Source organism: Rhizobium sp. TH2 (assembly GCF_024707525.1).
In the GTDB taxonomy this organism is placed as follows: Bacteria; Pseudomonadota; Alphaproteobacteria; order Rhizobiales; family Rhizobiaceae; genus Rhizobium_E.
This window is the reverse complement of the sequence record NZ_CP062231.1, coordinates 3323619-3348608: the sequence shown is the minus strand read 5'-3', so window position 1 is coordinate 3348608 and position 24990 is coordinate 3323619. Positions and strand designations below refer to the sequence as shown.

The 24990-nt window shown below is 61.5% G+C and carries 26 protein-coding genes; 8 read left to right on the top strand and 18 right to left on the bottom strand.

Translation table 11 applies throughout. The features are described from left to right. Window positions 1-5: 5 nt before the first annotated feature. Window positions 6-497 (top strand): plastocyanin/azurin family copper-binding protein, encoded by a 492-nt coding sequence (locus tag IHQ71_RS16575; protein ID WP_258157559.1) that lies wholly within the window; start codon window positions 6-8, stop codon window positions 495-497. 24 nt (window positions 498-521) lie between these two features. Beyond that, window positions 522-806: a copper-binding protein gene (locus IHQ71_RS16570; protein ID WP_258157558.1), complete on the top strand. Its 285-nt coding sequence runs from the start codon at window positions 522-524 to the stop codon at window positions 804-806. 381 nt (window positions 807-1187) lie between these two features. On the opposite strand, the gene IHQ71_RS16565 is transcribed toward IHQ71_RS16570, so the two are convergent. Beyond that, window positions 1188-1556 (bottom strand): hypothetical protein, encoded by a 369-nt coding sequence (locus tag IHQ71_RS16565; protein ID WP_258157557.1) that lies wholly within the window; start codon window positions 1554-1556, stop codon window positions 1188-1190. A gap of 113 nt (window positions 1557-1669) precedes the next feature. Here IHQ71_RS16565 and IHQ71_RS16560 point away from each other — a divergent pair, with 113 nt between their 5' ends. From IHQ71_RS16560 to IHQ71_RS16545, 5 genes are all read left to right on the top strand, one after another. Then, complete coding sequence (locus IHQ71_RS16560; protein WP_374989866.1) at window positions 1670-3955, top strand: copper-translocating P-type ATPase; 2286 nt, start codon at window positions 1670-1672, stop codon at window positions 3953-3955. Further along, a complete protein-coding gene (locus IHQ71_RS16555) occupies window positions 3952-4329 on the top strand; it encodes a hypothetical protein (RefSeq protein ID WP_258157556.1) in 378 nt (125 codons plus the stop codon). The genes IHQ71_RS16560 and IHQ71_RS16555 overlap by 4 nt, the downstream gene beginning before the upstream one ends. A 101-nt stretch (window positions 4330-4430) precedes the next feature. Beyond that, window positions 4431-5234 carry a 2Fe-2S iron-sulfur cluster-binding protein gene (locus IHQ71_RS16550; RefSeq protein ID WP_308737849.1) on the top strand — a complete coding sequence of 268 codons (804 nt, stop codon included), beginning with the start codon at window positions 4431-4433 and terminating at the stop codon, window positions 5232-5234. Window positions 5235-5266: 32 nt separating this feature from the next. Next, complete coding sequence (locus IHQ71_RS31915; RefSeq protein ID WP_374989865.1) at window positions 5267-5494, top strand: hypothetical protein; 228 nt, start codon at window positions 5267-5269, stop codon at window positions 5492-5494. A gap of 242 nt (window positions 5495-5736) precedes the next feature. Then, window positions 5737-7146: an MFS transporter gene (locus IHQ71_RS16545; protein WP_258157555.1), complete on the top strand. Its 1410-nt coding sequence runs from the start codon at window positions 5737-5739 to the stop codon at window positions 7144-7146. A gap of 60 nt (window positions 7147-7206) precedes the next feature. Here the strand turns inward: IHQ71_RS16545 and IHQ71_RS16540 are convergent, their stop codons facing one another. Both IHQ71_RS16540 and IHQ71_RS16535 read right to left on the bottom strand, forming a co-directional pair. Further along, a complete protein-coding gene (locus tag IHQ71_RS16540; protein WP_258157554.1) occupies window positions 7207-8049 on the bottom strand; it encodes a hypothetical protein in 843 nt (280 codons plus the stop codon). A 41-nt stretch (window positions 8050-8090) separates the two neighbouring features. After that, window positions 8091-8675, bottom strand: a complete 585-nt coding sequence (locus IHQ71_RS16535) for a TetR/AcrR family transcriptional regulator (protein WP_258157553.1) — start codon at window positions 8673-8675, stop codon at window positions 8091-8093. Between the two features lie 250 nt (window positions 8676-8925). Between IHQ71_RS16535 and IHQ71_RS16530 the strand changes: the two genes are divergently transcribed. Beyond that, a complete protein-coding gene (locus IHQ71_RS16530; RefSeq protein ID WP_258157552.1) occupies window positions 8926-9417 on the top strand; it encodes a hypothetical protein in 492 nt (163 codons plus the stop codon). Between the two features lie 50 nt (window positions 9418-9467). On the opposite strand, the gene IHQ71_RS16525 is transcribed toward IHQ71_RS16530, so the two are convergent. From IHQ71_RS16525 to IHQ71_RS16455, 15 genes are all read right to left on the bottom strand, one after another. Further along, a complete protein-coding gene (locus tag IHQ71_RS16525) occupies window positions 9468-10259 on the bottom strand; it encodes a formyl transferase (RefSeq protein ID WP_258157551.1) in 792 nt (263 codons plus the stop codon). Window positions 10260-10379: 120 nt separating this feature from the next. After that, on the bottom strand, window positions 10380-10835 hold the full coding sequence (locus IHQ71_RS16520) for a DUF411 domain-containing protein (RefSeq protein WP_258157550.1): 456 nt from the start codon (window positions 10833-10835) through the stop codon (window positions 10380-10382). 2 nt (window positions 10836-10837) lie between these two features. Then, window positions 10838-14011: an efflux RND transporter permease subunit gene (locus IHQ71_RS16515; protein ID WP_258157549.1), complete on the bottom strand. Its 3174-nt coding sequence runs from the start codon at window positions 14009-14011 to the stop codon at window positions 10838-10840. Then, on the bottom strand, window positions 14008-15417 hold the full coding sequence (locus tag IHQ71_RS16510) for an efflux RND transporter periplasmic adaptor subunit (RefSeq protein ID WP_258157548.1): 1410 nt from the start codon (window positions 15415-15417) through the stop codon (window positions 14008-14010). Before IHQ71_RS16510 ends, IHQ71_RS16515 begins: the two co-directional genes overlap by 4 nt. Window positions 15418-15419: 2 nt before the next feature. Further along, on the bottom strand, window positions 15420-15821 hold the full coding sequence (locus IHQ71_RS16505) for a FixH family protein (protein WP_258157547.1): 402 nt from the start codon (window positions 15819-15821) through the stop codon (window positions 15420-15422). Between the two features lie 103 nt (window positions 15822-15924). Continuing rightward, a complete protein-coding gene (locus IHQ71_RS16500) occupies window positions 15925-16308 on the bottom strand; it encodes a hypothetical protein (protein WP_258157546.1) in 384 nt (127 codons plus the stop codon). Window positions 16309-16889: 581 nt separating this feature from the next. Further along, window positions 16890-17303, bottom strand: coding sequence for a VOC family protein (locus tag IHQ71_RS16495; protein WP_258157545.1), 414 nt, complete (start codon window positions 17301-17303; stop codon window positions 16890-16892). A 394-nt stretch (window positions 17304-17697) separates the two neighbouring features. Further along, the gene (gene iolG, locus IHQ71_RS16490; protein WP_258157544.1) at window positions 17698-18696 is read right to left on the bottom strand and encodes an inositol 2-dehydrogenase; all 999 of its coding nucleotides are present in this window, start codon (window positions 18694-18696) and stop codon (window positions 17698-17700) included. Between the two features lie 50 nt (window positions 18697-18746). Next, the gene (locus IHQ71_RS16485; protein ID WP_258157543.1) at window positions 18747-19571 is read right to left on the bottom strand and encodes a 3-methyl-2-oxobutanoate hydroxymethyltransferase; all 825 of its coding nucleotides are present in this window, start codon (window positions 19569-19571) and stop codon (window positions 18747-18749) included. Window positions 19572-19578: 7 nt separating this feature from the next. Continuing rightward, complete coding sequence (locus tag IHQ71_RS16480) at window positions 19579-20361, bottom strand: TIM barrel protein (RefSeq protein WP_258157542.1); 783 nt, start codon at window positions 20359-20361, stop codon at window positions 19579-19581. Window positions 20362-20365: 4 nt separating this feature from the next. Continuing rightward, complete coding sequence (locus IHQ71_RS16475) at window positions 20366-20677, bottom strand: MocE family 2Fe-2S type ferredoxin (RefSeq protein WP_258157541.1); 312 nt, start codon at window positions 20675-20677, stop codon at window positions 20366-20368. A gap of 98 nt (window positions 20678-20775) precedes the next feature. After that, window positions 20776-21597 carry an ATP-binding cassette domain-containing protein gene (locus IHQ71_RS16470; RefSeq protein WP_258157540.1) on the bottom strand — a complete coding sequence of 274 codons (822 nt, stop codon included), beginning with the start codon at window positions 21595-21597 and terminating at the stop codon, window positions 20776-20778. Between the two features lie 3 nt (window positions 21598-21600). Next, complete coding sequence (locus IHQ71_RS16465) at window positions 21601-22602, bottom strand: ABC transporter permease (RefSeq protein WP_258157539.1); 1002 nt, start codon at window positions 22600-22602, stop codon at window positions 21601-21603. An 89-nt stretch (window positions 22603-22691) separates the two neighbouring features. Then, window positions 22692-23669, bottom strand: coding sequence for a substrate-binding domain-containing protein (locus IHQ71_RS16460; RefSeq protein WP_258157538.1), 978 nt, complete (start codon window positions 23667-23669; stop codon window positions 22692-22694). A gap of 153 nt (window positions 23670-23822) precedes the next feature. Next, the gene (locus IHQ71_RS16455) at window positions 23823-24839 is read right to left on the bottom strand and encodes a sterol desaturase family protein (RefSeq protein ID WP_258157537.1); all 1017 of its coding nucleotides are present in this window, start codon (window positions 24837-24839) and stop codon (window positions 23823-23825) included. Between the last annotated feature and the right edge of the window lie 151 nt (window positions 24840-24990).

Here is a 24990-nt window from a genome sequence, read left to right as displayed (position 1 = left end):
ACACGATGAAGAAATATCTCATGGCAATGGCGCTCGCCGCTCTCGCCGCTCTCGGCACGACGGCGCTGGCATCCGGCACCCACGAAGGCGGGCACGACAAGGTGTCGCTGGCCGGGGAGCCGGGCAAGAAGTCGAAAGTGACCCAGACCATCCAGGTCACGATGAAGGAAACGGACGACGGCAAGATGCTCTACATGCCCGCTTCCGTCCAGGTGAAGGAGGGCCAGACCGTCCGCTTCGCGATCCGCAACGGCGGAGAGACCGACCATGAATTCGTGCTCGATACCCAGGACGAGATCATGGAGCACAAGAAGGTCATGGAGAAGTTCCCCGAGATGGAGCACGACGACCCGAACTCCGTGCGCCTCGCGCCCGGCAAGACGGGCGAGATCATCTGGAAGTTCACGAAATCCGGAACGCTGACCTTCGCCTGCCTGATCCCCGGCCATTACGAGGCCGGGATGCGTGGCGACGTCAGCGTCACCGCCAAGAAGTAACCACGAAACCGAAGGAGAATCGACATGCGAAAGATCATCAACCTGGCCGTGGCCCTGACCCTCGCTCTGGGAACCACTGGCACCGCGTTCGGGGCCGAGTTCACCAAGGGCAAGGTCAAGAAGATCGACGAAAAGGCCGGAAAGGTCACGATCATTCACGAGGAACTCAAGAGCCTCGACATGCCCGCGATGACCATGGTGTTCCGAATTGGTGAAGGGGTCGACGCCGCCAAGCTCAAGGAAGGCGCGAACGTGGAGTTTGTCGCCGACCGCGTGAATGGCAAAATCACCGTCACCGAAGTCAAGTAACTCTACGTCAGAGTGTCAAAAGCTTCCCGGGTTCCAGTCGAACCGGGAGGAGGAGAGCGCGGGGCCGTGTAAGCGGCGGCTTTGGGAGAAGCTGACCAACTGGCGGCGAAATCCGCCAGCCCCTGCGAGCTCAATGCCCGGAAGACATCACGCCTTCCGGGCATCCTTAGCTAGCGCCGAAAAAGGAATATCGCCATGAACAAGGCCGCTGTAGCGGGTACCGAACGCCTTACGGCATGCCAACTGGACATATCCCGCGTCGGTGGAAATACCAGCAAGGACGGTTACGCTGGACATCGCGTACCTGATGGAAGTTCATGCGTGCGACCGCACGGCGGCGGCGCTATGATTTCGACCTCAAGTCAAAGGCCAACGCGGCTCTCAGGACGTCGGGGCCGTACAGATGGAGTTCCAGAGCGCCAGCTTCCAGTCGCCCCCTCCAAGTCCCGACACCTCATAGAGCCTTCCGCTCACCATCACCGCGCCCGGAACGTAACATCGCACAACCGCCTTGTGGGTGGAGGGATCGATGTAGAAACCAGTGCCGTCGGTTTGACCGCGGGCGATTTCGATCAATACGTCGTAGTCGAAACCGGGTTCTGCAGCGGCGGTGGCATCTCGCAAGAACAGGCTCACCTGTTCGTGCTCACCGAACGCGGAAGTGTAGAAGGAAAGTGGCTGGCAGTAGGCTGCGGAAGTGCTTCCCACCAATGCGGCGGCGGCTGTCAGGAGCTTGACCATGATAGACATATCAGCCTCCCGTAGGGAACCAGGATAATAGCACGTTTCGCCAGGATAAGCAGTGAAATTTGGATCGACGCAAGGCAGGCAGGGACGGCGTTATGACGCCGTCCCGAGAACAGATGAGGAGACAGCCGATGGACAACGAAGACCGCTCCGGCGAGCATGCCGGGCACGGCCGCGATGTGAAACCCTCTTCCAGTCATGCCGATCATCAGCATCGTCATGAGCAGCCGCATCATGGGCATGGTCATGCCGATCGTCGGCCGCCCCCTCCGTCCCATGTGCTTGAAGGAACGATATATACTTGCCCGATGCATCCCCAAATAAGGCAGCCCGGGCCGGGGAACTGCCCGATCTGCGGCATGGCGCTAGAACCTGAGATCGCGACGGCTGACCAGGGACCGAGTGCCGAATACCTGGACATGCGCCGCCGCTTCTGGGTCGGGCTGGTTCTGGCCGTTCCCGTCCTCGTCCTCGAAATGGGCGGGCATCTCGTCGATCTACACATGTTCGTCGATCCAAAGGTCTCGAACTGGATTCAGCTTCTGCTCGCCACGCCCGTGGTGCTCTGGGCTGGCTGGCCGTTCTTCGAGCGAGCCTGGCAGTCGCTGAAGACGGTGAAACTCAACATGTTCACACTCATCGCCATGGGAACGGGCGTGGCGTGGCTCTATAGCGTCGTCGCGACCATCGCTCCTGGCATCTTTCCCGACACCTTCCAGACGATGGGCGGTGCGGTCGCCGTCTATTTCGAGGCCGCAGCGGTCATCACCGTGCTTGTCCTTCTAGGGCAGGTCCTAGAGTTGAGGGCGCGCGAGCAGACAGGTGGGGCGATACGAGCGCTTCTCGATCTCGCGCCCAAGATGGCGCGGCGGGTCTCCGCCGACGGTACGGAGGCCGATGTGCCCCTCGAAGAGGTTTCGGTCGGCGACAGGCTGCGTGTCCGGCCCGGCGAGAAAGTCCCGGTCGACGGCAAGATGATCGAGGGACGCAGCTCGATCGACGAATCCATGATCACGGGTGAATCCATGCCTGTGACCAAGGAAGCAGGCTCGGCGCTCATCGGCGGCACCATGAACAAGACGGGCGGCTTCATGATGGAGGCGGGCAAGGTCGGCCGGGATACCATGCTGTCGCAGATCGTCCAAATGGTCGCGAACGCGCAGCGCTCCCGCGCGCCGATCCAGCGCATGGCCGACCAGGTATCCGGATGGTTCGTCCCCGTCGTCATTGGGATCGCCTTGCTGTCCTTCGCCGCCTGGATGATCTGGGGGCCGGAACCACGGTTCGCGCATGGATTGGTGGCTGCCGTCGCCGTGCTCATCATCGCCTGCCCGTGCGCGCTGGGTCTCGCGACGCCGATGTCGATCATGGTCGGTGTCGGCCGGGGAGCGGGTCTCGGGGTCCTCATCAAGAACGCCGAGGCCCTTGAGCGTTTCGAGAAGGTTGATACGCTGGTAGTCGACAAGACGGGCACGCTGACCGAAGGACGGCCCAAGGTCACGGCAGTGAAAACCGTCGGCGGAATAGACGAACACGAGTTCCTGCGGCTTGCGGGAAGTCTCGAGAAGTCGAGCGAGCATCCGCTTGCGCTCGCCATCGTGGAGGCGGCCGAAACCCGCGACATCGCGCTCGACACCGCATCCGAATTCGACAGCCCGGTGGGCAAGGGGGTCGTCGGAACCGTCGACGCAAAGCGCCTCGTGATCGGCAGCCTGAGGATCATGTCGGAGGAGGGCGTCGATGTGAGCACCCTCGCGGCCGAAGCCGAACTCCTCCGCGGTGAAGGCGCGACCGTTATCTTCATGAGCGTCGATGGCAAGCTCGGCGGACTGATCGCCATCGCCGACCCGGTGAAGGAGACCACTCCTGCGGCGTTGAAGGCGCTTCGGGACGCGGGCATCCGGGTCGTCATGCTGACCGGGGACAACAAGACGACTGCGCTCGCGGTCGCGCAGCGGCTTGGCATCGCCGAAGTCGAGGCGGAGGTCCTCCCGGAGAACAAGGCCGAGATCGTAAAGCGCCTTCGGTCGGAGGGGCGTGTGGTCGCCATGGCGGGGGACGGCGTCAACGACGCTCCGGCGCTTGCCGCCGCAGACGTGGGGGTCGCTATGGGCACGGGTACCGACGTCGCTATCGAAAGCGCGGGCGTGACCCTGCTGAAGGGCGACCTCCAGGGACTGGTGAAGGCTAGGCAACTCTCTCAAGCAACGATGAGCAACATTCGTCAGAACCTGTTCTTCGCGTTCGTCTACAACGCGGCGGGAGTTCCGGTCGCGGCAGGGATTCTCTATCCGTCCTTTGGACTGCTTTTGTCACCGATCATAGCCGCGGCGGCCATGGCGCTGTCGTCGGTCAGCGTCATCGGAAACGCATTGAGGCTGCGCGCAGCGAGGATTGGTTGATCGAGCGCCAGTATCTGAAGGTCACGGCCCCGTTTTGCCCCGGCCCATGCAACGCCGCCTCGAAACACATTTCAAGAGTCGATGCCGCAAGCCTGCTGATGGATGGAAAAAGCATTGCCCGAATGGAGGTCTCAATGTCATTGCCTAAACTCATCTGCGCCGCCCTCGTGTTGGCGGCGACAACGTCCTGTACGTCACGTGACACTAAGGCGGCATATGCGACTTCGTCTCCGGAGTGCAAACAGGCGGCGGCAGACGAGGATCACGTAGTGGAGAAAGTCGGACGCACAATCTTTTGGCTTGAGATCAAGCTGTTGGAGCAAAGCAAGAAGGCTTCGTCTCAATGTAACGACGCTGCCATGAAGCCGTTCTGACAACGCCCTCGCCGATCAACATCCTTCTTGACCTTCCAACGCTTGCAAACGGCATCCTCCTTTCACGCGACCTTCCCGTCGCCATCAGAAAGGATGATAAGATGAGCGAATCCCAAACCCTGGCGACGGACAATGCCGCCGAGTTGCCGGGCTTTTCCGTGAACCTTCCGCAGGCTCGGCGATCGATCCGGGTCGAAACGGACCAGACTGTCCTCGCTGCGGCGCTCGCCTCCGGCGTTGCTTATCCGCATGGATGCCGAGGTGGGCGCTGTGGGTCGTGCAAGTCCCGTCTGGTCGAGGGTTCGGTCAGCCTTCTGCCGCACACCCGATTCTCGCTGACCGAGGAGGAGAAGGCGGCTGGGCTGATCCTGGCCTGCAGGGCCATACCGGAAACCGATGTCACGGTCCGGTGGGCGGGCGGAGACGAGAGCGCCGACCATCCGCGCAAGACGATCGAGGGGCTGGTGACATTCGTGTCCAAGGCTACGCACGACATCCTGCGCGTTCTCGTCACGTTGGGAGAAGAGGAATTCCGGTTCTCCGCCGGACAATACGTGCGCCTCGGCTTGGGCAAACGCCTGGAACGCGACTATTCGATCGCGAGCGTCCCCGGCAGCCGCGAGCTGGAGTTCCACATCCGTAGAGTGGAAGGCGGGCGCGTGTCCTCGTTCTTCCACGAGAACCTGTGGGTCGGAGACAAGGTCGAGGTCCAAGGGCCCTTCGGGAACTCGCACCTCCGCGCGTTGCACACCGGGCCTGTGCTGGCGGTCGCAGGAGGGTCCGGATTGGCTCCGATCCGTTCGATCGTGCAAACGGCTTTGGCATCCGGAATGCGGCAGCCGATCCGACTCTACGCCGGGGCGCGGACCCATCGGGACTTGTACGATCTCGACATCTTGGAGTAGCCGCTAAAGAGCACGCCAACTTCAGCTACGACTTGGTTCTTTCCCAGTCGGAGTCAGCCGGAGAATGCCGATCCGGGTACGTGTCCGATGCCTTCGCGGAGGACCTGAGGGACCTGCGCGGATGGAAGGCGTATGTCGCGGGTCCGCCCGCCATGGTCGAGGCCGCTGCTGACGCGTCGTTTTCCCTGGGCCTGAAACCGGAGGACTTCCATGCCGACGTGTTCTTCACGCCGGAGGCCGACACGCAGACCGCCGCGTGAGTCCCTGCGCGTTTTCGCATAGTCGGCGCGTCCTCCTACTCGGCGCGCGGACATACTCTGAGTTTCGCGTACAGATAGAGAAATTCATTTCAAAGCCTGATTGGCAGGCCGTCTTTCGAAACCGTTCATCACCCCCTTGACCCTGCCAGCATTGGAAACACTAGGACTCCATGTCGACCGCCCGATCATCGCGCGGCCACGGGCTTTTCACTCCCGGGATTCCAACCAACAGGACATTCGACATGTCAACACAGACACCCGATCCCCGGCGATGGTGGGCACTGGCACTTCTCTGCGCCGCCCAGTTCATTGTCATTCTCGACACTTCCATCATCGGCATCGCGCTGCCAGCGATCCAGACCAGCCTCGGCTTCACGGCAGAAGGCCTGTCGTGGATATTCAATGCCTACGTCATCGTCTTCGGTGGCCTCCTGTTGCTCGGCGGGCGCCTGAGCGACCTCTTTGGCGCGCGGCGGCTCTTTATGCTCGGCTTCGCCATCCTCACGGCCGGTTCACTGGTCGCTGGTCTTGCAGCGTCGCAGGAGGTCCTGCTCGCAGGCCGCGCCGTCCAGGGCTTGGGCGCTGCCTTGATCGCTCCGTCGGCCATGACCATCCTCGTGAGCCTCTTCGCGCACAATGGTGCCGAACTCGGAAAGGCGTTCGCCTTCTGGGGCGCTTCCGCGGCCGCCGGAGGCACTGCCGGGGTCTTCCTCGGCGGCGTGATCACCCAGTGGATGAGCTGGGAGTGGACGTTCCTGATCAACGTGCCACTCGGAGTCGCCGCCCTCGTCGCGAGCCCGGGTCTCCTCCGGAAGAGTGTCGTCTCTAAGGGCGGGGTCGACTGGATCGGAGCGATCCTCATCACCGCCGCCCTGATCCTCTCGGTCTACGCGATCGTGACTACGGAACCGGGCCATTGGACGTCGACGGCCACGCTCGCCCAACTCGGAGGCGCGCTGGTCCTTATCGTCGTGTTCGTGTTGATCCAGGCGGCGCGCGCCGAGCCGTTGCTCCCGCTGCACATCTTCAAGACGCCGAACCTCGCCGTCGGAAACCTCCTCATGGCGCTTCTCGGCGCGGCGTGGATTCCTCTTTGGTTCTACCTGAACCTCTACCTGCAGCAGACGCTGGATTTCTCGGCATGGGAAAGCGGCCTGGCGCTGGTGCCGATGACTGTCGCGATCATGGTCCTCATGGTCGGCTTCTCCGGCAGGTTCATCGCGGTGCTGGGACCGAAGGCGAGCCTGGTGCTCGGTCTGGCAATCATGGGCGGCGCACTGGTCATGCTGGCCCGGCTTCCCGCAGACGGCGACTTCTGGATCGATGTGCTTCCCACCTCGCTGCTCGCCGCGCTCGGCATGTCGTTGGCCTACATCCCGGCCACCATGGTCGGGGTCTCCAGTGCCCGGCCCGAGGAGACCGGATTGGCGTCCGGTCTGATCAACACGACGTATCAGGTCGGTTCGGCCGTGGGCCTCGCAGCGATGGTCGCCGTCGCCGCGTCGTACCAGTCGACCGATCCGGCCTCGGCGGACCTGCTCCCCGGCTTCCGGGCCGCGTTCGCGGGCGCCGCCGCGGTCGCAGCAGCAGGCGCGCTTCTGGCGCTGGTCGGATTGAGGGGACCTAAGTCGGCATCCGTTCCGGCGGAATGAGCAAGGCGGAGGGCGGGAACACCGCCCTCCGCCACTCGGGCTCCCGAAAACACCGTTGGGTCAACTCGGGAAATCGAGGTCGAAGATGTTGCGCCCGACGCTCGGTGTCGTCGTCGACAAGACCTCGTCGAAGTGGTGGTGATGACCGCTCTGGTTCATCATGTCGAGATAGAGTTTGAGCTTCGTTTGATAGGCGGCATCGCCGTCGTTCATGCCCTTGGAACGCCGGAAGCGCCACCACTGGTGATCGATCCAGCCGTGCAGCTTCCAGAAACGCTGATTGAACGTGTTCACCAGTGGCCTGCCGATGTCGATGGGGCTTGTTCCATCCGACCACCTGTTGTGCAGGTAGTTATGGAGCCCCGCGGCCTTGTCGGGGCTTTCCCTGAAAGCGTCTCCGGGAACCGGGCGCATTTTCGTCTGGAGAAACAAGCCGAGCTCCTCGTCGGACGGGAACTCCGGAGCTCTGGCTTCGACGCGGGTGATTGCTTCGGCCATCTTGGGATGGGACGCGTCTTTTGCAGGGTTGGGTGGAGCGCCGGCTGGGTTCGGCGGCACTGGATCGTCCATGTCAGCGTTATCTTGTGGAAGCGTGGCCCAACCCCGCAGGAAGTGTATCGACTGCGTGAAATTGGCGACCAGCAGTTGCAGCATCGCGCGGTGCATGAACAGAAAGTCCTCGCCGTTCCCGGCCTCTCCCTCCTGAAGCGGCGAGCGCCCGTAGCCCAGGGCGACTTTCGAGTCGATATATGCCTGCACGCCTACGTCTTCGGGAGCGCCACGAGCGGCGCGGGCATGCCAGAAATCCCATCTCCGCTCGAAGTGCCATTGGTCGTGATGCGGACCCCAGTTGCGGTCGGTCATCCACGCTATCATGTCTTCCGGCATGCGTTCGTCTGCCATGGCGCGCTCCTCCGTCTCAACCATTTCTTGTAGATGCGCCTTTAATTCCCGTCAATCCTGAGGCGAGTGGACAGAGCATCCTGCACAAGGCCGGCCGCCATGCGGACGGCCCGCTCGTCAGAAAGCATGAATGCCGAGGAAAGCGAGGAATGGCAGAAACGCGCCAGCTCATCCGGCGGGATGTCCTTCCTGAATACGCCGGACCGCGCCCCTGCCAACACCAGTTTTTCGATAAGAGCTACCAGGCTTGCCTCGGCTTTTCGGGCATGGTCCTGTCGATGGAGCATCGAGGCGAAGCGCGTTCCGTGGTGCCGGAACACCGTCATGGCGTAGGCTTCCAATATTTCGGAGAGCTTTTCTCCGGGGTCTCCCACTCCGTCGGCGATCTCCGCGAACTGCGCTAGATGGGAATGAACAGTCGATCGATGCCACTCCTCGAAGATCGAGTCCACGTCACTGAAATACTTGTAAAGCGTCGCCCGCGTGATGGCCGCGCGTGCTGCCACGTCCGACATGGATACCTTTTGGAACCCGCGTTCGGAGGCGAGCGCTAGCGCCGCCTCCATGACTGCCTGCCGAACCGCCTCGCGATGGCCCTCGAGCGTTTCTCCCCAGGTCTTCGGCATTCGACTCGCCATAAGTGTTGACAAAGTGATTTGATATTAAGCACATTGTATTGAAAAATGTCAACGTTTTGATGAGGTGCATCATGTCGGAAAAGTCTGTCGCGCCAAGGAGTGGAGGACGGCCTCCGATGCCCCGTTGGGTCAAAGGTTTCGTCGTCGCGGGATTGATCCTGGTGTCCTTGGCAGTGGTCATGATGGCGACGGGTCACGGACCAGGTCGACACTTCGGCACGACCGCGGACAATCCAAAATGAGCTACCGTCGCCTCCGTATGCCCCTCCTCGTGGCGCATATCGCCAGCTCGGTCGGATTTCTGGGGGCTGTGGCTGTTTTCTTCTGCCTAGCCGTGTCGGGTCTTGTGGCTTCAGACGGTCGGCTGGTGAATGCGAGTTACGCGGTCATGCCTCAGATCACCTGGTTCGTCATCGTGCCGCTTGCCGCAGTCTCGCTTGCGGTGGGCGTCCTCCAGTCCCTCCTGAGCCCTTGGGGTCTCATCCGCCACTACTGGGTCGTCGTGAAGTTCGCGATGACGGTCTTGATCACCTTCGTTCTGATGCTTCAAACGAATATGATCGACGGGCTTGGGGCAAGTGCTTCGGCAAGGGAGTTGGGAGTTATGCACCTCAGCGCTCGCTACTCCGTGCTGCTGCATTCGGGCGTGGGCATGCTGGCACTCTTGGTGGTCCTTGTATTGTCCGTGGTAAAGCCGAAGGGCACCACGGGCTGGGGCCGTATTCACTGAAGCGCGAAGTTGCGTGTGGGTTGTAGTAGATTTCTTGCGTCGAACCTCAGCTACCAGACCCCCTTGGCGATTCCAACCCGAAGGTAATTCCAGATTTCCGGATGATAATGCTGAACGGACGGCCCTGAAGTCTCGATGGGCTTGACGCCGCCTTCGAGTGCAGCCCGGACGCTGTCGACGCACATCGCCCGCGACATCGCCGCCTGGCGGAGAGGATAGGTCCAGATCGTGTCGCCTTTGCCGGGGCTGCTGCGAACCTGTGCGATAACCGCTCCTGTGTCCACGCCAGTATCGACATGGTGGACGGTCGCCCCAAAATTGGTGTCGTCTCCGTTGGCAAGCGCCCAATAGCCGCCGTTCATGCCACGGTATTGCGGCGTTATCCCCGCATGATAGTTGAGCATGGGAACCCGGACACGCGCCAAAATGTCCGGCTTGACGATTCTGCATCCACAAAGGAAAACAACCTCCGGCCTCAAGTCATCGACCGCTTCGATGAAATCCATGGAGTTGACGGATTCGATCTTACATATTCGGTGCTGCGCGCCGATCTCCACATGAAGGCCTTCGTCGCGAATGATCTGTCGGGTCGATCGTCGTGAGAGCCGCTTCATCTGGACAATGAGCTTTATCGTCAGGAATTGTCCCGCCAGGTTCGTCCAGCCGACCTTTCTGGCCCGGCGCTTGAGAAAAGACCACATTGGTTCCGGACGTTCCATGACCACATCGATCGGACCGAATGCCGCTCCCAAGGCATTGATCATGATCGCAGGCGCTTGTCCTCCGGCCGTGACGACGCAGACGCGCCTTGGGCCTCCGACTTGCGAGATGTCTGCCGTCATCTACGATGGCCTCCCTATGCATGGCAAACTCGTGTGTGCATGCTTCATGACGATGAGGGTCAACGTGGCCCGCAGATCGACCGCCAAGTCAATGTTTCGCCAATGAAGCATTTATCATGGTCAGGCCTTGGGCCGGACCTCGAGGAACACCGCGGTCTTGCCGTCCTTGCCGACGGCGATTACATCGTACGAGGCCGAAGGATCGTCGCCCATGCCGAGCGAGCCTGCGGGCATGCCGGGTACGGCCAGTCCAGTGAGGTCGCTCCGGCTCTCGAGCATGCGCGCAGCCTCCAGCGGCACATGACCTTCCAGGAACTGCCCGCGGTAGACGGCGGTATGGCAGCCCTGGATGTCCAGCGGCACGCCCAGCTTCGTCTTCAGCGAAATCAGGTCCCGCTCCTTGACGACCTCGACGCGGTATCCGGCCTTCTTGTAGGCGTCCGCCCAGAGCGTGCAGCATCCGCAATTGGGGTCCTTGTAGACGGTCATGACATCCGCGTCGGTGGCCGAAAATGCCGACTTTGACGGGAGGAAGGCGGCGGCCGTCATAGCAATGATGAACTCTCTTCTTTTCATGTTCATGCTCCTTTCAGTGCTTGCGTTGAAACAGTCTCTGGCGCGATTGGTTGTTCTTTCCTTGTCCTCGCCATGCCGATGCCTTTGACGAGGCCGTAGACGGCGGGGATGACGATCAGCGTGAGCAAGGTCGATGAGACCATGCCACCGATCATCGGCACGGCGATTCTCTGCATGATTTCCGATCCGGCGCCCGTGCTCCAGAGGATCGGCAGGAGGCCCGCCATGATGGCGACGACGGTCATCATCTTAGGCCGGACACGTTCGACAGCTCCGACCATGATAGCACGGTTGAGATCGGCGCGGCCGAAGGGACGACCTTCGCGCTCGCTGGCTTCTCTCTGCTCCCGGAGTGCTTGGTCGAGGTAGATCAGCATGATCACGCCCGTCTCTGCGGCGACCCCGGCAAGCGCGATGAAGCCCACCGCGACCGCGACGGATGCATTGAAGCCGAGCCACCACATCAGCCAGATGCCGCCGACAAGCGCGAAGGGCAGCGACAGCATGACGATGAGCGTTTCGGTCAGCCTGCCGAAGTTCAGGTAAAGCAGCAGGAAGATGAGCGCCAGCGTCAGCGGCACGACGATCATCAGCCGCGCCTTGGCCCGCTCGAGATATTCGAACTGGCCGCTCCAGGCGACGGAATAGCCGGGCGGCATGGTGACACTCTCGGCGACCGCTGTCTGGGCATCGGCGACGTAGCCGCCCAGATCGCGGCCAGCTATGTCGACGAAGATGTAGACCGCGAGCTGCCCGTTTTCGGTCCGGATCGAAGTCGCCCCCCTAGTGAGTTCGATCTTCGCGACCTCGCCGAGAGGGACCGTGCCGCCGCCCGGCAGGGAGACCTGCACGTCCTCGACGATGGACTTGGGATCACTTCGGTAAGCGCGGGGGTAGCGGATCGCCACTCCGTATCGCTCCCGGCCTTCGACCATCGAGGTTACGGTTTCTGAACCGAGGGCCATGCTGACCACTTCCTGAACGGCATCGACGGTCAGGCCGTATCTCGCGAGAGCGTTCCGATCGGGAACGATGTCGAGATAGTAGCCGCCGATGACCCGCTCGGCATAGGCCGACGACGTTCCTGGTACGGACTTGAGCGTCGCTTCGATCTCGCGGGCGATCTTCTCCATCTCCTTGAGGTCGGTACCGAATACCTTGACCCCGACAGGGGTGCGAATGCCCGTCGAGAGCATGTCGATGCGTGCCCGGATCGGCATGGTCCAGGCATTGGAGACACCCGGAAACTGGAGCGCCGCGTCCATCTCCTGTTTGAGGCTGTCGACCGTCACGCCGGGCCGCCATTGGTCCTTGGGCTTGAGGGTGATGATCGTCTCGAACATCTCGGTCGGGGCGGGATCGGTCGCCGTCAACGCGCGTCCGGCCTTGCCGAACACGGTCTCAACCTCCGGAAACGACTTAATGATGCGGTCCTGCGTCTGCAAGAGCTCCGCCGCCTTGGTGACGGACAGGCCAGGCAGGGTGGTCGGCATGTACATCAACGTGCCCTCGTCGAGATTGGGCATGAACTCGCTACCGATGTGTCGCGCGGGCCAGACGGTGGCGGCGAGGATAATGATCGCCAGCAGGATCGTCAGCGTCTTCGCCTTCAGCACGCCTGATATGACCGGGCGGTAGAGCCAGATCAGGACGCGGTTCACGGGATTCTTACGTTCCGGAACGATCCGGCCGCGCACGAAGATCACCATCAGTGCCGGAACCAGAGTGACCGACAGCAAAGCCGCCGCCGCCATGGCGAAGGTCTTGGTGAAGGCGAGCGGGCCGAATAGCCTTCCCTCCTGCGATTCCAGCGTGAAGATCGGCAGGAAGGAGACGGTGATAATCAGCAGGCTGAAGAACAGCGCCGGGCCGACCTCCGATGCCGCCTCTATCAGTACCTCGGTTCTCGGCTTGTCCGGCGGGGCGCGTTCGAGATGCTTGTGGGCGTTCTCGATCATCACGATCGCCGCGTCGATCATCGCGCCGATCGCGATGGCGATGCCGCCGAGGCTCATGATGTTCGATCCGAGGCCGAGCAGGCGCATCGCCATGAAGGCGATCAGGATGCCGACGGGCAGCATGATGATCGCCACCAGCGCGCTCCTGACATGCAGCAGGAAGACCACGGTGACGAGCGCGACGACGATCGACTCCTCAATCAGCGTCGACTTCAACGTTTCGATGGCGGCCTCGATCAAGCGGGACCGGTCGTAGACGGGAACGATCCTGGCATCGCCCGGCAGGCTCTTCTCGGCGATTTCCAGGTTCTTCTTGGCGTTTTCAATGACCGTGAGCGCGTTGGCTCCGAAGCGCTGGAGCACGATCCCGCTCGCCACCTCGCCGTTGCCGTTCAACTCCGCGATGCCGCGGCGTTCGTCGCCGACGATCTCCACTTTCGCGACATCAGAAATCCGAAGAGAAACACCGCTTTCGCTCCGCAAGCCGATGCTCTCGATGTCCTCGACGCCTTTGAGGTATCCGCGCCCCCGCACCATGAACTCGAATTCCGAAAGCTCGACCGTTCGGCCGCCCACGTCCCGGTTGCTCGCCCGGACGGCGTTGGCGACATCGTCGAGCGAGATGCCCTGCGCCTTGAGCCGGACGGGATCGACGACGATGGAATACTGCTTCACGAAGCCGCCGACGCTCGCCACCTCGGCGACACCTTCGGACTTCGAGACGGCGAACCGCACGACCCAGTCCTGGAGGGAGCGTAGTTCCGCCAGCGACAGCTCCTTCGCGACGACAGCATACTGGTAGACCCAGCCGACACCCGTTGCGTCTGGACCGAGGTTCGGTGTCACGCCCTGCGGCAACCTGCTCGCGGCGGCGTTGAGATATTCCAGCACCCGGCTGCGCGCCCAATAGGGATCGGTTCCGTCCTCAAAGATCACGTATACGAAGGACACCCCGAAGAAGGAGAAGCCCCGCACGACCTTCGATTTCGGCACCGTCAGCATCGAGGTCGTGAGCGGATATGTGACCTGATCCTCGACGACCTGCGGGGCCTGGCCCGGATAGTCCGTGAAGACGATCACCTGGACGTCGGAAAGGTCGGGGATCGCGTCCAGGGGTAGCGAGCGCAGCGAATAGAGTCCGCCGGCGACCGCGAGCGCCGCGCCGACGATGACGAGCAGCAGGTTCCGCGCGGACCAAGCGATCAGGTTAGCGATCATGGCTTGCCCTCGTCCGATGTCATCGCGTTGAGAGCCGAGGTCAGGTTGCTCTCGGCATCGAGGAGGAAGTTGCCCGACACGACGACACGGTCGCCCGGCTTGATGCCTTCCGTGATCTCGACCTCGTTCCGCCCGCGCAGTCCTACCTTGACGGCGCGCGGCTCGAAGCGGCCGTCGCCGAGATCGACGAAGACGACCTGCCTCTCGCCTGTATCAACGACAGCGGTGTCCGGCACCGCGACGACGGCCTGGTCCTTGCCGCCATCGATCGCAACATCGGCGAACATGTTGGCTCGGAGCGCGCCGTCCTCGTTGTCGAGTTCGACGCGCACCTTGGCGGTCCTGGTCTCCGTCCGGATTTCCGGGTAGATCACCGCTACCGTCCCAGCGAATGTCCTGCCAGGAAGGCTGCGGACCGTGACACTGGCCTTTGCGCCGTCAGCGACCGCACCGAGCTGGCTCTCCGGAACCTCGGCGACGACCCATATTCTAGAGGTGTCGGCGATACGGAACAAGGTCTGTCCCGTCTCGGCCATCATGCCCGGCATCGCGATCCGCTCGAGGACCACGCCGGAGACGGGCGCGTCGAAGTCGAGCCTGTCCGGCACTTTCCGGCTGCGCCGAATGCCCTCGACCGCGTCCTCCGAGAGGCCGAAGTTGCGCAGCTTGAGAGCGCCGCCCTTGGCCGAGGATTCCTGATGTGTGACGAGCTCGGCCGCCGCGGCGGCGATGTCCTTCGAGAAGAACTGGAAGAGCGGCTGGCCTTCCCGGACCCTGTCGCCCGTCGTGACATCGGAGACCGTCTCGATGAACGCGTCGGTCCGCATCGCGACCATCCTGACGCGCCGTTCGTCGAGGGTCACCGTACCCGGAACCCTGAGTCGGCGAACGATCGGAGAGAGCGAGGCTTGCACGGATCGTACGCCCATCCTCTGCAGTTTGCCTGGAGAGACCTTGATGGCGCCGCTGTCGTCGGCCTCGCCTTCGAACACTGCGATGTAGTCCATGCCCATGGAATCCTTCTTGGGCACAGGCGAGCTGTCCGGCAGGCCCATTGGGTTCCGGTAGTAGAGCACCTTGCGCCCGGACGGGGTCGCGACCTCGGCTACCGCCTTGTCCTTCGTGGTCCCGAGGCCATCGAAGCTCACGTCGTCGCTCCGACGGACGGGCGTGAAGTCACGACCGTCAGAGGTCTCTTTCGGAACCGCCGAGTAGTCCGGCTTCCCGTCGGGATGCCTGTAGTAGACGACGGGTCCAGTTCCCGCAGGCTTCAGGGCGGTATTGGTCGCGTCCGCGAGCCACGACGCGACAACGGCCGTGTCGAACGGCAACTTGCCGGAACCCACGATGTATCCTCCCCCGCCCGTGACGGCGAGGGAGAGGGTGACGAGCAGCGTTCTGATCATGATCAGTCGGCCGCCTTGAGGATGACTTCGCCCTGTGCGGTGTCTTCCTCGCCCTGAATTTTGGCGGCCATCTTGAAACGCCAGCCGCCCGCCATGCTCAGGTTCAGCTTGAACTTGTAGACACCGGGCTCCTGCGATGGCAACGCGTCGACTTTCGAGGTCATCGCCTCCATGCCGTCCGGAGCCATGTCGAGGCGGGTTTCGAAGATCACCGCGTCGGAGACGGGCTTGCCTGTGCGCTTATCGACGATCTTCACGGCAAACTCGGACTCCGGCCCGGTCGGCAGTTCGGTCTTCACGGGCTGGAATTCGTAATCGACGGCCCCGGCGTAGGCGGAGACGGCCAAGGTGGAAAGTAGGGCGATGGCGAGGACGGTCCTCGCGGTCGAGATAATGGTTTTCATGGTTTCACATCTGGGTGCTTGGCGGATAGCGTCCCGCCTATCGATATCGGTCGCGCCAACCCACAGCGTTGGCTGGGGCAAGCGTCGGTGAATGCGATGTGAATCAGGCTTTGGGAGGTCGGGCGGGAGGTTCTGCGGCTAGCGAGTTGAGGCGGGCGAAACTCGGCTCGCCGTATACATGGTTTGTCCACGTGACCGACGCGGATGTCCACTCGGCTTTGAGCAACGCAATCGGTGCCGAGGTAGAGCAGATGATGACGAAGGGGCAGCTCTTGTCGCAGTCGGGCTTGACTGGCTGCTGGTCGGGACAGCAGGGCATGTCGCCCTCCATTCCAGCCATCTGGTCCATAGCGACCGACGTCGCCCTCGACATGTCGGCCATCGTCAACTCGGCCGCAATCGTGCTCACAGGTGCGCTCAGCATCCCGACGAGGGCGAAAAGCGACAGGACGCGCAGCAGGGTGGACATGGCTTTCATCGCCTTCATGATTGGCATGTGCCGATCGGCTTGGGAAGGGGCTCACGGAAATGTTAGCTTCGTCCAGCTCTATTTGTCGCCCAAGGCAAACGCTCCCCATCGTGGCGAAGTCTACAAGCTTCTGGTCCATAGCGAGTTCAGGTCGAGTGGCATAGACGAACAAGGGACAACCCACTATGCGTCAGGCGCTTCGAGCGCGAGCTTTTGACCGGGACCCAATCCGCGGAGAGCATTATGGCCAGCGGCCCCTCTGTGCCGCGTCGAAAGGCCGGACACATGGCAGCTCCGACCAGCAACGTGCGAAAAGTCAACAAACCTCTTGCCAAACCGGAGCCGTCCACACATGGCGGATACTGTTGAAAAACTCCTGTGCGCAGCTTCTTCCACGCGGCGGCTGAAATGCCATTGCGCGCGGACGGCGCTTCCACAAGCCCGGCGCAAATGGGTTTCAGAGAACGCCAACCACTGGAAATCCATTCCAGACGATGAACGCAGAGGGCCGTCTTGCCAACGCTCAGCGGAGTTTTTCAACAGTATCGGCGCGGAGCTGTCGTGACGGGATCAATCGTCAGGTGGTCGTCGCCGGACTCTTAGTTTGCAAACACACTGTCGAAATCCTTGAACCCCTTGACTTCAATCGGGTTTCCGCTCGGATCGAAGAAGAACATGGTTCGCTGCTCACCCGGCTCGCCTTTGAAACGGACGACAGGCGGAATGTCGAAGGCGATGCCGGCGCTCTCCAATCTTGCGGCGAGGTCGAACCATACGTCGAGGGGCAGGACGACGCCAAGGTGAGGCATCATCACCATGTGATCCCCAACTTTGCCCGTGCGCGTGACCTCGAACGGTCTGCCGAGATGGAGGGATATCTGATGTCCGAAAAAGTCGAAATCCACCCACGTCTCGGTGCTACGCCCCTCTCGGCAACCTAGGACGTTGCCATAGAACGAACGAGCGGCGTCGAGATCGGTCACATGGTAGGCGAGATGGAACAGGCTCTTCATCGTATGGCTCCTTGTGCGTCGACGGAAAATACCGCCCGCGCCACGAAAGCAAAATCGTTTTCTCGCGGTTCTGCTTGCACGGCTGCTGAAGTGTTCGGCCTTCGTCGGGGATTGCCTAGGCCTCTGCTCCTCTTGGCCCAAAGCTGCCGTGACAGGGCTTCTCCTCGAAATCTCTTCCGGCTTCGAGATGAGAGATCGTCTTGAGGTTACAAGTGCTTTGGGGCTCAGCTCCAAGCCCGTGACTTGGGGTGATGCGGACGAAGTGCACGCCGTCTAGCCGCCGCAGAGGCGAGAGAGCCCTTCCGCTGCCGCAGAAGAGCGAGCATTAGGTCGCCGGGCCCACGTCGTTTGTTGAGCGAGACCCCACTCTGCCATCGCAGACCGGATCGGGCGGCTACATGACAGTCGCGACTTCAACCGCCATCCCGGACTTTGCCGAACGGGTTGCGGCTTCTGCAAGGGCGAGCGCGTTCACGCCGTCATCAAGGGAGACCGGGACTACGCCGCTGCCAGTGACAGCTCCGACGAATGCCGCCCATTCCGCGGCGTAGGCGCGCATGTAGCGTTCGAGGAAGAAGAACTCGGGCTTGGCGGAGACGACACCGTCCTTCGTCGACTTGACGACGGTGTTCTCAATCATATTGCCAGCCGAAAGCAAACCTTCCGAGCCGAGGAGTTCAACGCGCTGGTCGTATCCATAGACCGCGCGACGGCTGTTTTTGATGACGGCGATCCGACCGTCCGCATATTCAAGTGTGACGACGGCCGTATCGACGTCGCCGGCTGCGCCGATCTCGGGATCGACGATCGAACTCGCGACCGCCCTGACCGTCTGGGGCAACCCGCCCATGATCCAGGACGCCATGTCGAAGTCGTGGATCATCATGTCGCGAAACAGACCTCCCGAGACCTTGATGTAGGACACAGGCGGTGGACCCGGGTCGAAAGACGTCACGGAGAGAAGTTCCGCCCTGCCGATCTCGCCGCGGTCGACGGCAGCCTTCAGGGCAGCGAAGTTCGGGTCGAAACGCCGGTTGAAGCCGATCATGACGGGACGGCCTGTCGCGGCGGCGATCTTCCGACACGCAAGCGCCCGTTCTAGGCTGAGGTCCACGGGCTTCTCGCACAGGACGGCCTTTCCAGCTCGGGTGGCCGCTTCGATGAGGTCCGAATGCGTATCTGTCGAGGTCGCGATCAAGACCGCGTCGATGTCGCTGTTGGCGATGATCGCCTCGCTGGTGCTGGCCTGCGCTCCGTATTGTGTCGCCAGCTTGCCTGCGGCCTCCTGGTTGACGTCGGACACAGCGACGAGCTTGCTGGCGGCGTGGGATGTGATTGCCTTGGCGTGGACGTTTCCAATACGCCCAGCGCCAAGAAGTCCGATTTTCAGCATGGTCTGTTCTCCCTGGGCCTCGGGTCCTGCCCGGTCCGCGATTGATGAACTCAATTGGTAATGGACGCCGCGAAGTGGTCGTATTCCGCGTCAGAAATCGGCACGACATGCTGCGGCGCTGGGTAAGCGCCCGTCTGGATGTCGCCGATGAACTCCCTGAACGCGGAAATCCGTTCCTGCTGCAGCCGCTCGAACTCGGCGGCAAAGTTGCGGTATGTCTTGGCGTGGCGCGGCTTGTGACCGCTGGTATGGCCGAGCACGTCCTCGGCAAACAGATACTGTGCGTCAGCGCCGGGTCCAGCCCCCATGCCCAGCATGATCATCGGCGTCGATCTCGAGATCACTTCTCCGACACGGTCCGGCACCACCTCGAGTTCCGCACCGAAGCAGCCGATCGCCTCGAGTTGCTTCACCTGTGTCCAAACTGCCAGCGCCTCAGTGGCGGTCTTCCCGACAGCACGGAAACCAGTCCAGGTGATATAGGACGGAATGAGCCCGACATGGGCAACGATGGGGACGTGGTTGTCGCAGAGTACTTTCTGGATGTCATAGGAAGCGGCGCAATAGAAGCAATCGCCGCCCATGACAGTGAAATGATAGGCTGCCCGAAGATAGTCCTTTGACGTCGTGAGATGGCGTCCCTGAAATGTGCCTTGTCCACCATAGGGCAGTCCCACCTGAACGAAGCAACGCCCGGCCGCTTCGCGCATCGCGGACGAGAAGAAACGGCCCTCGATGGAGAGCATGTCAATGCCTGCCGCATCCGCGGCGGCGGCCTCTTCCAGCGTCGTGACGTAGAGCATGGAAATTTTCTGGCCGCGTGCCTTCATGGCGCGGATGTCGGCGACGGTTGGCCGTTTCTTGGTGTTGCCCATGATACCCTCAGACTGTGAATGCGTTGCGGAATGCTTCGAGTGCGGTCTCGGGATCACCTGAGGCAAAAGCCTCCATGCCAACCGGCCCGGCGTAGCCCATCGCTTTGAGCGCCTTGGCGATGCCATGCCAATTGACCTCGCCCGTGCCGGGCTCGCAGCGGCCGGGAACGTCGGCGACCTGGATTTCGCCGATCCAGGGCAGAGACCTGCGGCACAGCTCGATGAGGTTCCCTTCGCCAATCTGCGCGTGATAGAGATCGAGATTGAGCCGCAGTCGCGGATGGTTGATGCTTGAGACCAAGGCAAGCGTGTCCTCTGCTCGTCCGAACGGAACGCCCGGATGGTCGACGGGCAGGTTGAGGTTTTCCAGTGTGAAAGTGACGTCCTCTTCCTCGGCCATATCGACGATGCGTCGGAGCGTATCGCGGGCCTTGAGCCACATTGCACCTGTCACAACCTCGATGGGCTGTAAGGGCAATCCGCCGTCTCCGAGGCCTGTGCCATGAAGGTTCAGCCTTTGGAGTCCAAGTCGCTTGCCGATCTGGGCGGTTTCTCTGGCCGTCTCCAGAAGCTCAGCCGCGCCGTCATCGTCCGTCAGTCTGCCGCGCAGATAGCCGTTCATGATGGTGAAGGTCGCGCCGGTGGCTTCCAGCCTGGCGAGGTCGTGCTCCGGCCAGTTCCACAGACCGACGCCGAACCCCATCTCCTTGAGGCGGCTCGCGCGCCATTCGATGGGGCGATCGCGCCAGATCATTTCGGCGCAGGCGGCGAGTTCGAATGAGGGGGCCATGCTATCAAATCTCGATGAAAACGCGGTCGTTCTCGACCTTGACGGGGAAAGTCTTGAGGTTCACGCAGGCGGGCATGCGAACGGCTTCGCCCGTGCGATAATCGAAGACCCCGTTATGCTTGGGGCATTCGATCGTGTAGTCCATGACCAAGCCTTGAGCGAGGTGGACCTTTTCATGGGTGCAGATGCCATCGGTGCAGAAGAACTTGTCATCGGGGCTGCGATAGACGCAGAACGTCCGACCCTGGTAATCGAACCGGATCAGTTCCTCGGTTTCGACATCTTCCGTGCCACAGGCTTCGATCCATTGTGACATTGATAATTCTCTCTTGCTCTTCGAGTTGGTAAGGGCGGCCCGGAGTGGGAGCTCCGGGCCGTAGTCGGTCCGCCGTGGAGGTGGCGGACCTCAGGAGGTCATTCTGCAGCAGCGACGTGGTGCGCGCCGCCGTGCGAGTTCATCTGGCTTTCGATCTCAGCTTCCAGAGACGCCATCGTCTCTCCGCCTGCCATCAGATCAGTGATCTCTTCTCGCGAGCGCTCGCCCTTCCGGAAATCAGCGGCAACAGCACCACGAATAAGAACAGCGAAGTGATCGCCAACTGCCATGGCATGCATCACTTGATGGGTAATGAAGACGACTGCGAGTCCACGCCGCTTTGCTTCGTTGACGATGCGCAGGACGTGCGTCGCCTGCTTGACGCCCAGCGCTGCCGTTGGCTCGTCGAGGATCAGCAGGCGCGCACCGAAATGGACAGCACGAGCGATTGCCAGCGACTGGCGCTCGCCGCCGGACAGACCGCCGACCAGTCGGTCGCCATCGTCGATCCGGGTGATGCCGAAGTCACGAACCGCCTTGACCGCGACAGCGTTCGCCGTCTTGCGGTCATAGATTTTGAATGGCCCCCAGCCCTTGGTCGGTTCGACGCCGACAAAGAACGAGCGGCCGATCGACATAAGCGGGAATGTGCCACCGAACTGGTGCACGGTCGCGATACCTTTTTCGGATGCGTCCCTCGGCGAGCTGAACTCGACCTTGTCGCCGTCCATCCATATCTCGCCCGATGTCGGCTTATGCACGCCGGACATCGTCTTGATGAGCGTCGACTTGCCCGCACCGTTGTCGCCGAGCAGACAGAGCACTTCGCCGGCGCGGACTTCGAGATTGATGCCTTCGAGGACGTCGATCGGACCGAAGGATTTGCTGACATTCACAAGTTTCAAAACTGGAGCGTTCATGGATCAGGCTCCCTTCTTGCGGGTCGCGGCGCTCAGCGCCAGTTGGCGGAACGTGTTGTTCATCAGGACTGCGCCGAGCAGCAATATGCCGATCACCATGTTGGACCAGGTCTGGTCGAAGTCCGTGTAATAGATGCCTTGCGTCACCACAGCGAAAGTGATCGTTCCGAGAAAAATCCCGATGACCGAGCCAAATCCCCCTGTCAGCAGTACGCCGCCGACGACGACCGCGATGATCGTGTTGAAGATCAGCGTCAACTGAGGCGTCGCTTGCACCGACTGGAAAAGGATGGCCTGCGACATGCCGACGAAGGACGCACAGACGGAGGACAGGACGAAGAGGAGGATCGTGATCCGTCCGGTGGGTATGCCCGCGTTGCGCGCGCTCACACTGTCGCCGCCGATGGCGAAAATCCAGTTCCCATAGCGCGACAGGTGCACGAAGAAAACGAAGGCAGCGGTGATGCCGATCCACCAGAGGACCAAGACCTGGAAGCCCGGTCCGAAAAAGCCTCCAAACATCGTCTTGGCGAATTGCGGTGCCTGCAACGCGATGGAGGTTGTGCCGGTGATAACTACTGTCGCCCCGAGCAACAGGCCAGATACCGCGAATAAGGTGCCGAGTGTCACGATGAAGGATGGCACGCCAGTTCTTAGCACGAGATAGCCGTTGAGCAGCCCCACCAGCGCGCCGAACGCCAGCGCCGCCACCATGCCAACGACAATCGGCTGGCCGAAATAGCCAGAGACGAGCGCGGTGATCAGAGCGCCCGAGGTAATGGTCGCGCCGATCGAAATATCGAGTTCGCCTGCGATCATCAACAGACCTACGGGAATGGCGATGATACCCAGTGATGCCGCCCGGCTTACCCAGCTGCCAATGCTTGCCGGATAGAGGAACTCGATTCCCCCAACGATGACGAAGAACACGAGCACGCCGATCAGGCCGATCAGTGCGCCGGCCTCCGGTCGCCGAAGCAGATTTCCGAAAAGATTTGTGACCATGGAACGATATCCGATGTTTCGAGCCCGCGATGGGTCGCCTCCTGGGAGGCCTGCCGTGGCACTGCCACGACAGGCGACTTGGTATGCGATCAGCGAGCGCCGATCTTCACGCCGGCGATGGTCGCATCGACGTTGGCGCTGTCGACAATTCCAGGGCCGGTCAGAATTGGGGCCGTCGGCAGCATCGTGCCGAAGTCAATATGAGACGCAAGCAACGTCACGGCCAGAAGTGACTGGAGGTAGGGCTGCTGGTCGATGGCAAACGCCTGCTTGCCGTCCTTGATGCGGGCGAGCGTGGCTTCGTTGAAGTCGAAGGAGCCGAGCTTGACGGTGCCTGTCTTGGCGGCCTGTTCGATACCCACAGCGGCAGCGTCGGCTTCGCCGGCGCCGATGGTCAGGGCGCCATCGACATCAGCCTTTTCGAGGAGATAGGCCTTGATCGCCTCGGAGATCGCCGCCGGGTCCCCAAACGCCGTGGTCGGCAGCGGCAACTGTTCGGCCGTGGCTCCGCCCTTGGTCATGGCGTCGATCATGCCCTTGCAACGGGCCTCGATATTCGCCGTGCCGGGCAGTGTGTTGATACAGACGCCCTTTTTGGAGCCAAGCTTCAGAAGCTGTTCACCGCTCGCGACGCCGGCGACATATTCATCAGAGCCGATATAGTTGATCGCCCCGAGTTCCTTAGCCTTGTCAAGCGTACCTGCATTGAACAGGATAACCTTGATGCCTGCGGCAATGGCTTCCTTGATTGCGGGGTCCTGGGATTCGAACACCCAATCGGGTACCGCAATGCCGTCGGGCCGCTGGCTGATCGCCGTGCGGATGATGTCCGCCGAGTCGGCGGCGAAGTTGTCATAGGACTGCATGCGCAGGTAGTCGACGGTCCCGCCATTGGCCTCGACCACGACCCGGGCGTCGTCCACGCCCTTCTTGATCTTGTTCCAGAACTGGTCGGAATTCATGCCGCCGATGATGGCGATCTTCGCGGCCGATGCGCCGCCGGCAATACCAACGGTCAGCGCGACCGATGCGACCAGGACGGCTGCGATTTTCTTGATTGATTTCATTTTATTCCCTCCTCACATGAGCCGTCACCTGACGGCTCCAAGTTCCAAACCGGAATGGACATGCTTGTCCAACCGGCACTCAATCAGGGGGCACGTTCTCCTCCCGTGCCCCAACCAGCGCCGCCGTCTGTCAGGAAGAAAGCGCCGTGCGTCTCAAGCCTTCGCCGCGTTCTTGGCGTTCATGCGTTCTTTCTTCTTTTGGAAACGAGCATTCATGATTGCCTCGCCTTCCTTGGTGCCGTCGTTCCAGGTGCCAAAAACCTTATCCATCGGGATGATGCCGTCGCCGTAATTCACCTCGAAATACTTGTGGTGAAGGTAGTGGGTGTAGGCGTGGCTGTTCAGCGCGGCCTCGTCGGTGAGTTCAAGCTTCTCGAAGCCGATATGGCCGTTGATCGCGCCGAAGCCGGCGACGTGAAGTTGGAAAAGTGCGACCACAGGGTTCGACGGAATGATCAAGTGAATGAACGCCACCGAATGATAGGCAAAGCCCTCGACGGGATGCATGGACAGCGACGACCAGGGCGAAGGATTCACCGAGTTGTGGTGGACCGAGTGAATCCACTTGTAGAGAACAGGCACGTGGATCAGCCGATGGATCATGTAGAAGTAGCCCTCATGGAACATCGGTGCGAAGAAGACGAGAGCTGCGAGGTAGAGCGGATGGTCGGCCCAGGTCAGCCAGGGCACGTAGCCGTTGGCGAAGCACCACAGGAACGTCACTTCGACGACCGTCCACAGCGGGATGGTGATCAAGAAGCTGCGAAGGAAGTTGTCGATGTTCTGGCTCTTGAACCAGAAGACGTCAGACGGCTGGTCACCGGGAAACTTCGCATTGTATTTGAAGCGGTTGCTCTGCTTGCGCTTGACGTAATAGAAGAACTCGACGGCACCATACATCACGAAGATGGCTGCGGCGTTCACGACGTAGAGGTAGACTGGCCAACCCCATGACAAGGTCTTCATCGTCTCGACGTCGGGAATGATGAAATACCAATAGGCCAATGTCGTCGCCATGTGGAACGCATTCCACGGCCACAGATATTCCAACAGCCACGCGCCCAGCGCCCTGGCGCTCATCGGCCAGCGCCAGAAAGGCGCGATTTCGATCTTGCCGTTGGGTGCCCAATCGCCGCGCTTGTTGCGGGTGCCGTACTGAAGATCGTCCATTCAATCCTCCATCTCGTAGATCGGAGCCGCAAACTCGATGGTCGGGATTCCGATCCGTTTCGGGCATGGCTTCGCCGATCGTGCGAGGCCATGGCCCGCCGCCGAACTCCATTCCATGTTGCGAAACGTCTCCTTCGACCGATCGGCTCTC

What these genes read in the sequence shown, in the direction of transcription:
- IHQ71_RS16495 (WP_258157545.1), bottom strand. Translation starts at nt 17,303, where the DNA reads ATGAAGAGCCTGTTCCATCTCGCCTACCATGTGACCGATCTCGACGCC.
- IHQ71_RS16455 (WP_258157537.1), bottom strand. Translation starts at nt 24,839, where the DNA reads ATGGACGATCTTCAGTACGGCACCCGCAACAAGCGCGGCGATTGGGCA.
- IHQ71_RS16485 (WP_258157543.1), bottom strand. Translation starts at nt 19,571, where the DNA reads ATGGGCAACACCAAGAAACGGCCAACCGTCGCCGACATCCGCGCCATG.
- IHQ71_RS16570 (WP_258157558.1), top strand. Translation starts at nt 522, where the DNA reads ATGCGAAAGATCATCAACCTGGCCGTGGCCCTGACCCTCGCTCTGGGA.
- IHQ71_RS16550 (WP_308737849.1), top strand. Translation starts at nt 4,431, where the DNA reads ATGAGCGAATCCCAAACCCTGGCGACGGACAATGCCGCCGAGTTGCCG.
- iolG (WP_258157544.1), bottom strand. Translation starts at nt 18,696, where the DNA reads ATGCTGAAAATCGGACTTCTTGGCGCTGGGCGTATTGGAAACGTCCAC.
- IHQ71_RS16545 (WP_258157555.1), top strand. Translation starts at nt 5,737, where the DNA reads ATGTCAACACAGACACCCGATCCCCGGCGATGGTGGGCACTGGCACTT.
- IHQ71_RS16480 (WP_258157542.1), bottom strand. Translation starts at nt 20,361, where the DNA reads ATGGCCCCCTCATTCGAACTCGCCGCCTGCGCCGAAATGATCTGGCGC.
- IHQ71_RS16565 (WP_258157557.1), bottom strand. Translation starts at nt 1,556, where the DNA reads ATGTCTATCATGGTCAAGCTCCTGACAGCCGCCGCCGCATTGGTGGGA.
- IHQ71_RS16515 (WP_258157549.1), bottom strand. Translation starts at nt 14,011, where the DNA reads ATGATCGCTAACCTGATCGCTTGGTCCGCGCGGAACCTGCTGCTCGTC.
- IHQ71_RS16470 (WP_258157540.1), bottom strand. Translation starts at nt 21,597, where the DNA reads ATGAACGCTCCAGTTTTGAAACTTGTGAATGTCAGCAAATCCTTCGGT.
- IHQ71_RS16535 (WP_258157553.1), bottom strand. Translation starts at nt 8,675, where the DNA reads ATGCCGAAGACCTGGGGAGAAACGCTCGAGGGCCATCGCGAGGCGGTT.
- IHQ71_RS16505 (WP_258157547.1), bottom strand. Translation starts at nt 15,821, where the DNA reads ATGAAAACCATTATCTCGACCGCGAGGACCGTCCTCGCCATCGCCCTA.
- IHQ71_RS16510 (WP_258157548.1), bottom strand. Translation starts at nt 15,417, where the DNA reads ATGATCAGAACGCTGCTCGTCACCCTCTCCCTCGCCGTCACGGGCGGG.
- IHQ71_RS16465 (WP_258157539.1), bottom strand. Translation starts at nt 22,602, where the DNA reads ATGGTCACAAATCTTTTCGGAAATCTGCTTCGGCGACCGGAGGCCGGC.
- IHQ71_RS16460 (WP_258157538.1), bottom strand. Translation starts at nt 23,669, where the DNA reads ATGAAATCAATCAAGAAAATCGCAGCCGTCCTGGTCGCATCGGTCGCG.
- IHQ71_RS16525 (WP_258157551.1), bottom strand. Translation starts at nt 10,259, where the DNA reads ATGACGGCAGACATCTCGCAAGTCGGAGGCCCAAGGCGCGTCTGCGTC.
- IHQ71_RS16575 (WP_258157559.1), top strand. Translation starts at nt 6, where the DNA reads ATGAAGAAATATCTCATGGCAATGGCGCTCGCCGCTCTCGCCGCTCTC.
- IHQ71_RS16540 (WP_258157554.1), bottom strand. Translation starts at nt 8,049, where the DNA reads ATGGCAGACGAACGCATGCCGGAAGACATGATAGCGTGGATGACCGAC.
- IHQ71_RS16500 (WP_258157546.1), bottom strand. Translation starts at nt 16,308, where the DNA reads ATGAAGGCGATGAAAGCCATGTCCACCCTGCTGCGCGTCCTGTCGCTT.
- IHQ71_RS16475 (WP_258157541.1), bottom strand. Translation starts at nt 20,677, where the DNA reads ATGTCACAATGGATCGAAGCCTGTGGCACGGAAGATGTCGAAACCGAG.
- IHQ71_RS16560 (WP_374989866.1), top strand. Translation starts at nt 1,670, where the DNA reads ATGAGGAGACAGCCGATGGACAACGAAGACCGCTCCGGCGAGCATGCC.
- IHQ71_RS16520 (WP_258157550.1), bottom strand. Translation starts at nt 10,835, where the DNA reads ATGAAAAGAAGAGAGTTCATCATTGCTATGACGGCCGCCGCCTTCCTC.
- IHQ71_RS16530 (WP_258157552.1), top strand. Translation starts at nt 8,926, where the DNA reads ATGAGCTACCGTCGCCTCCGTATGCCCCTCCTCGTGGCGCATATCGCC.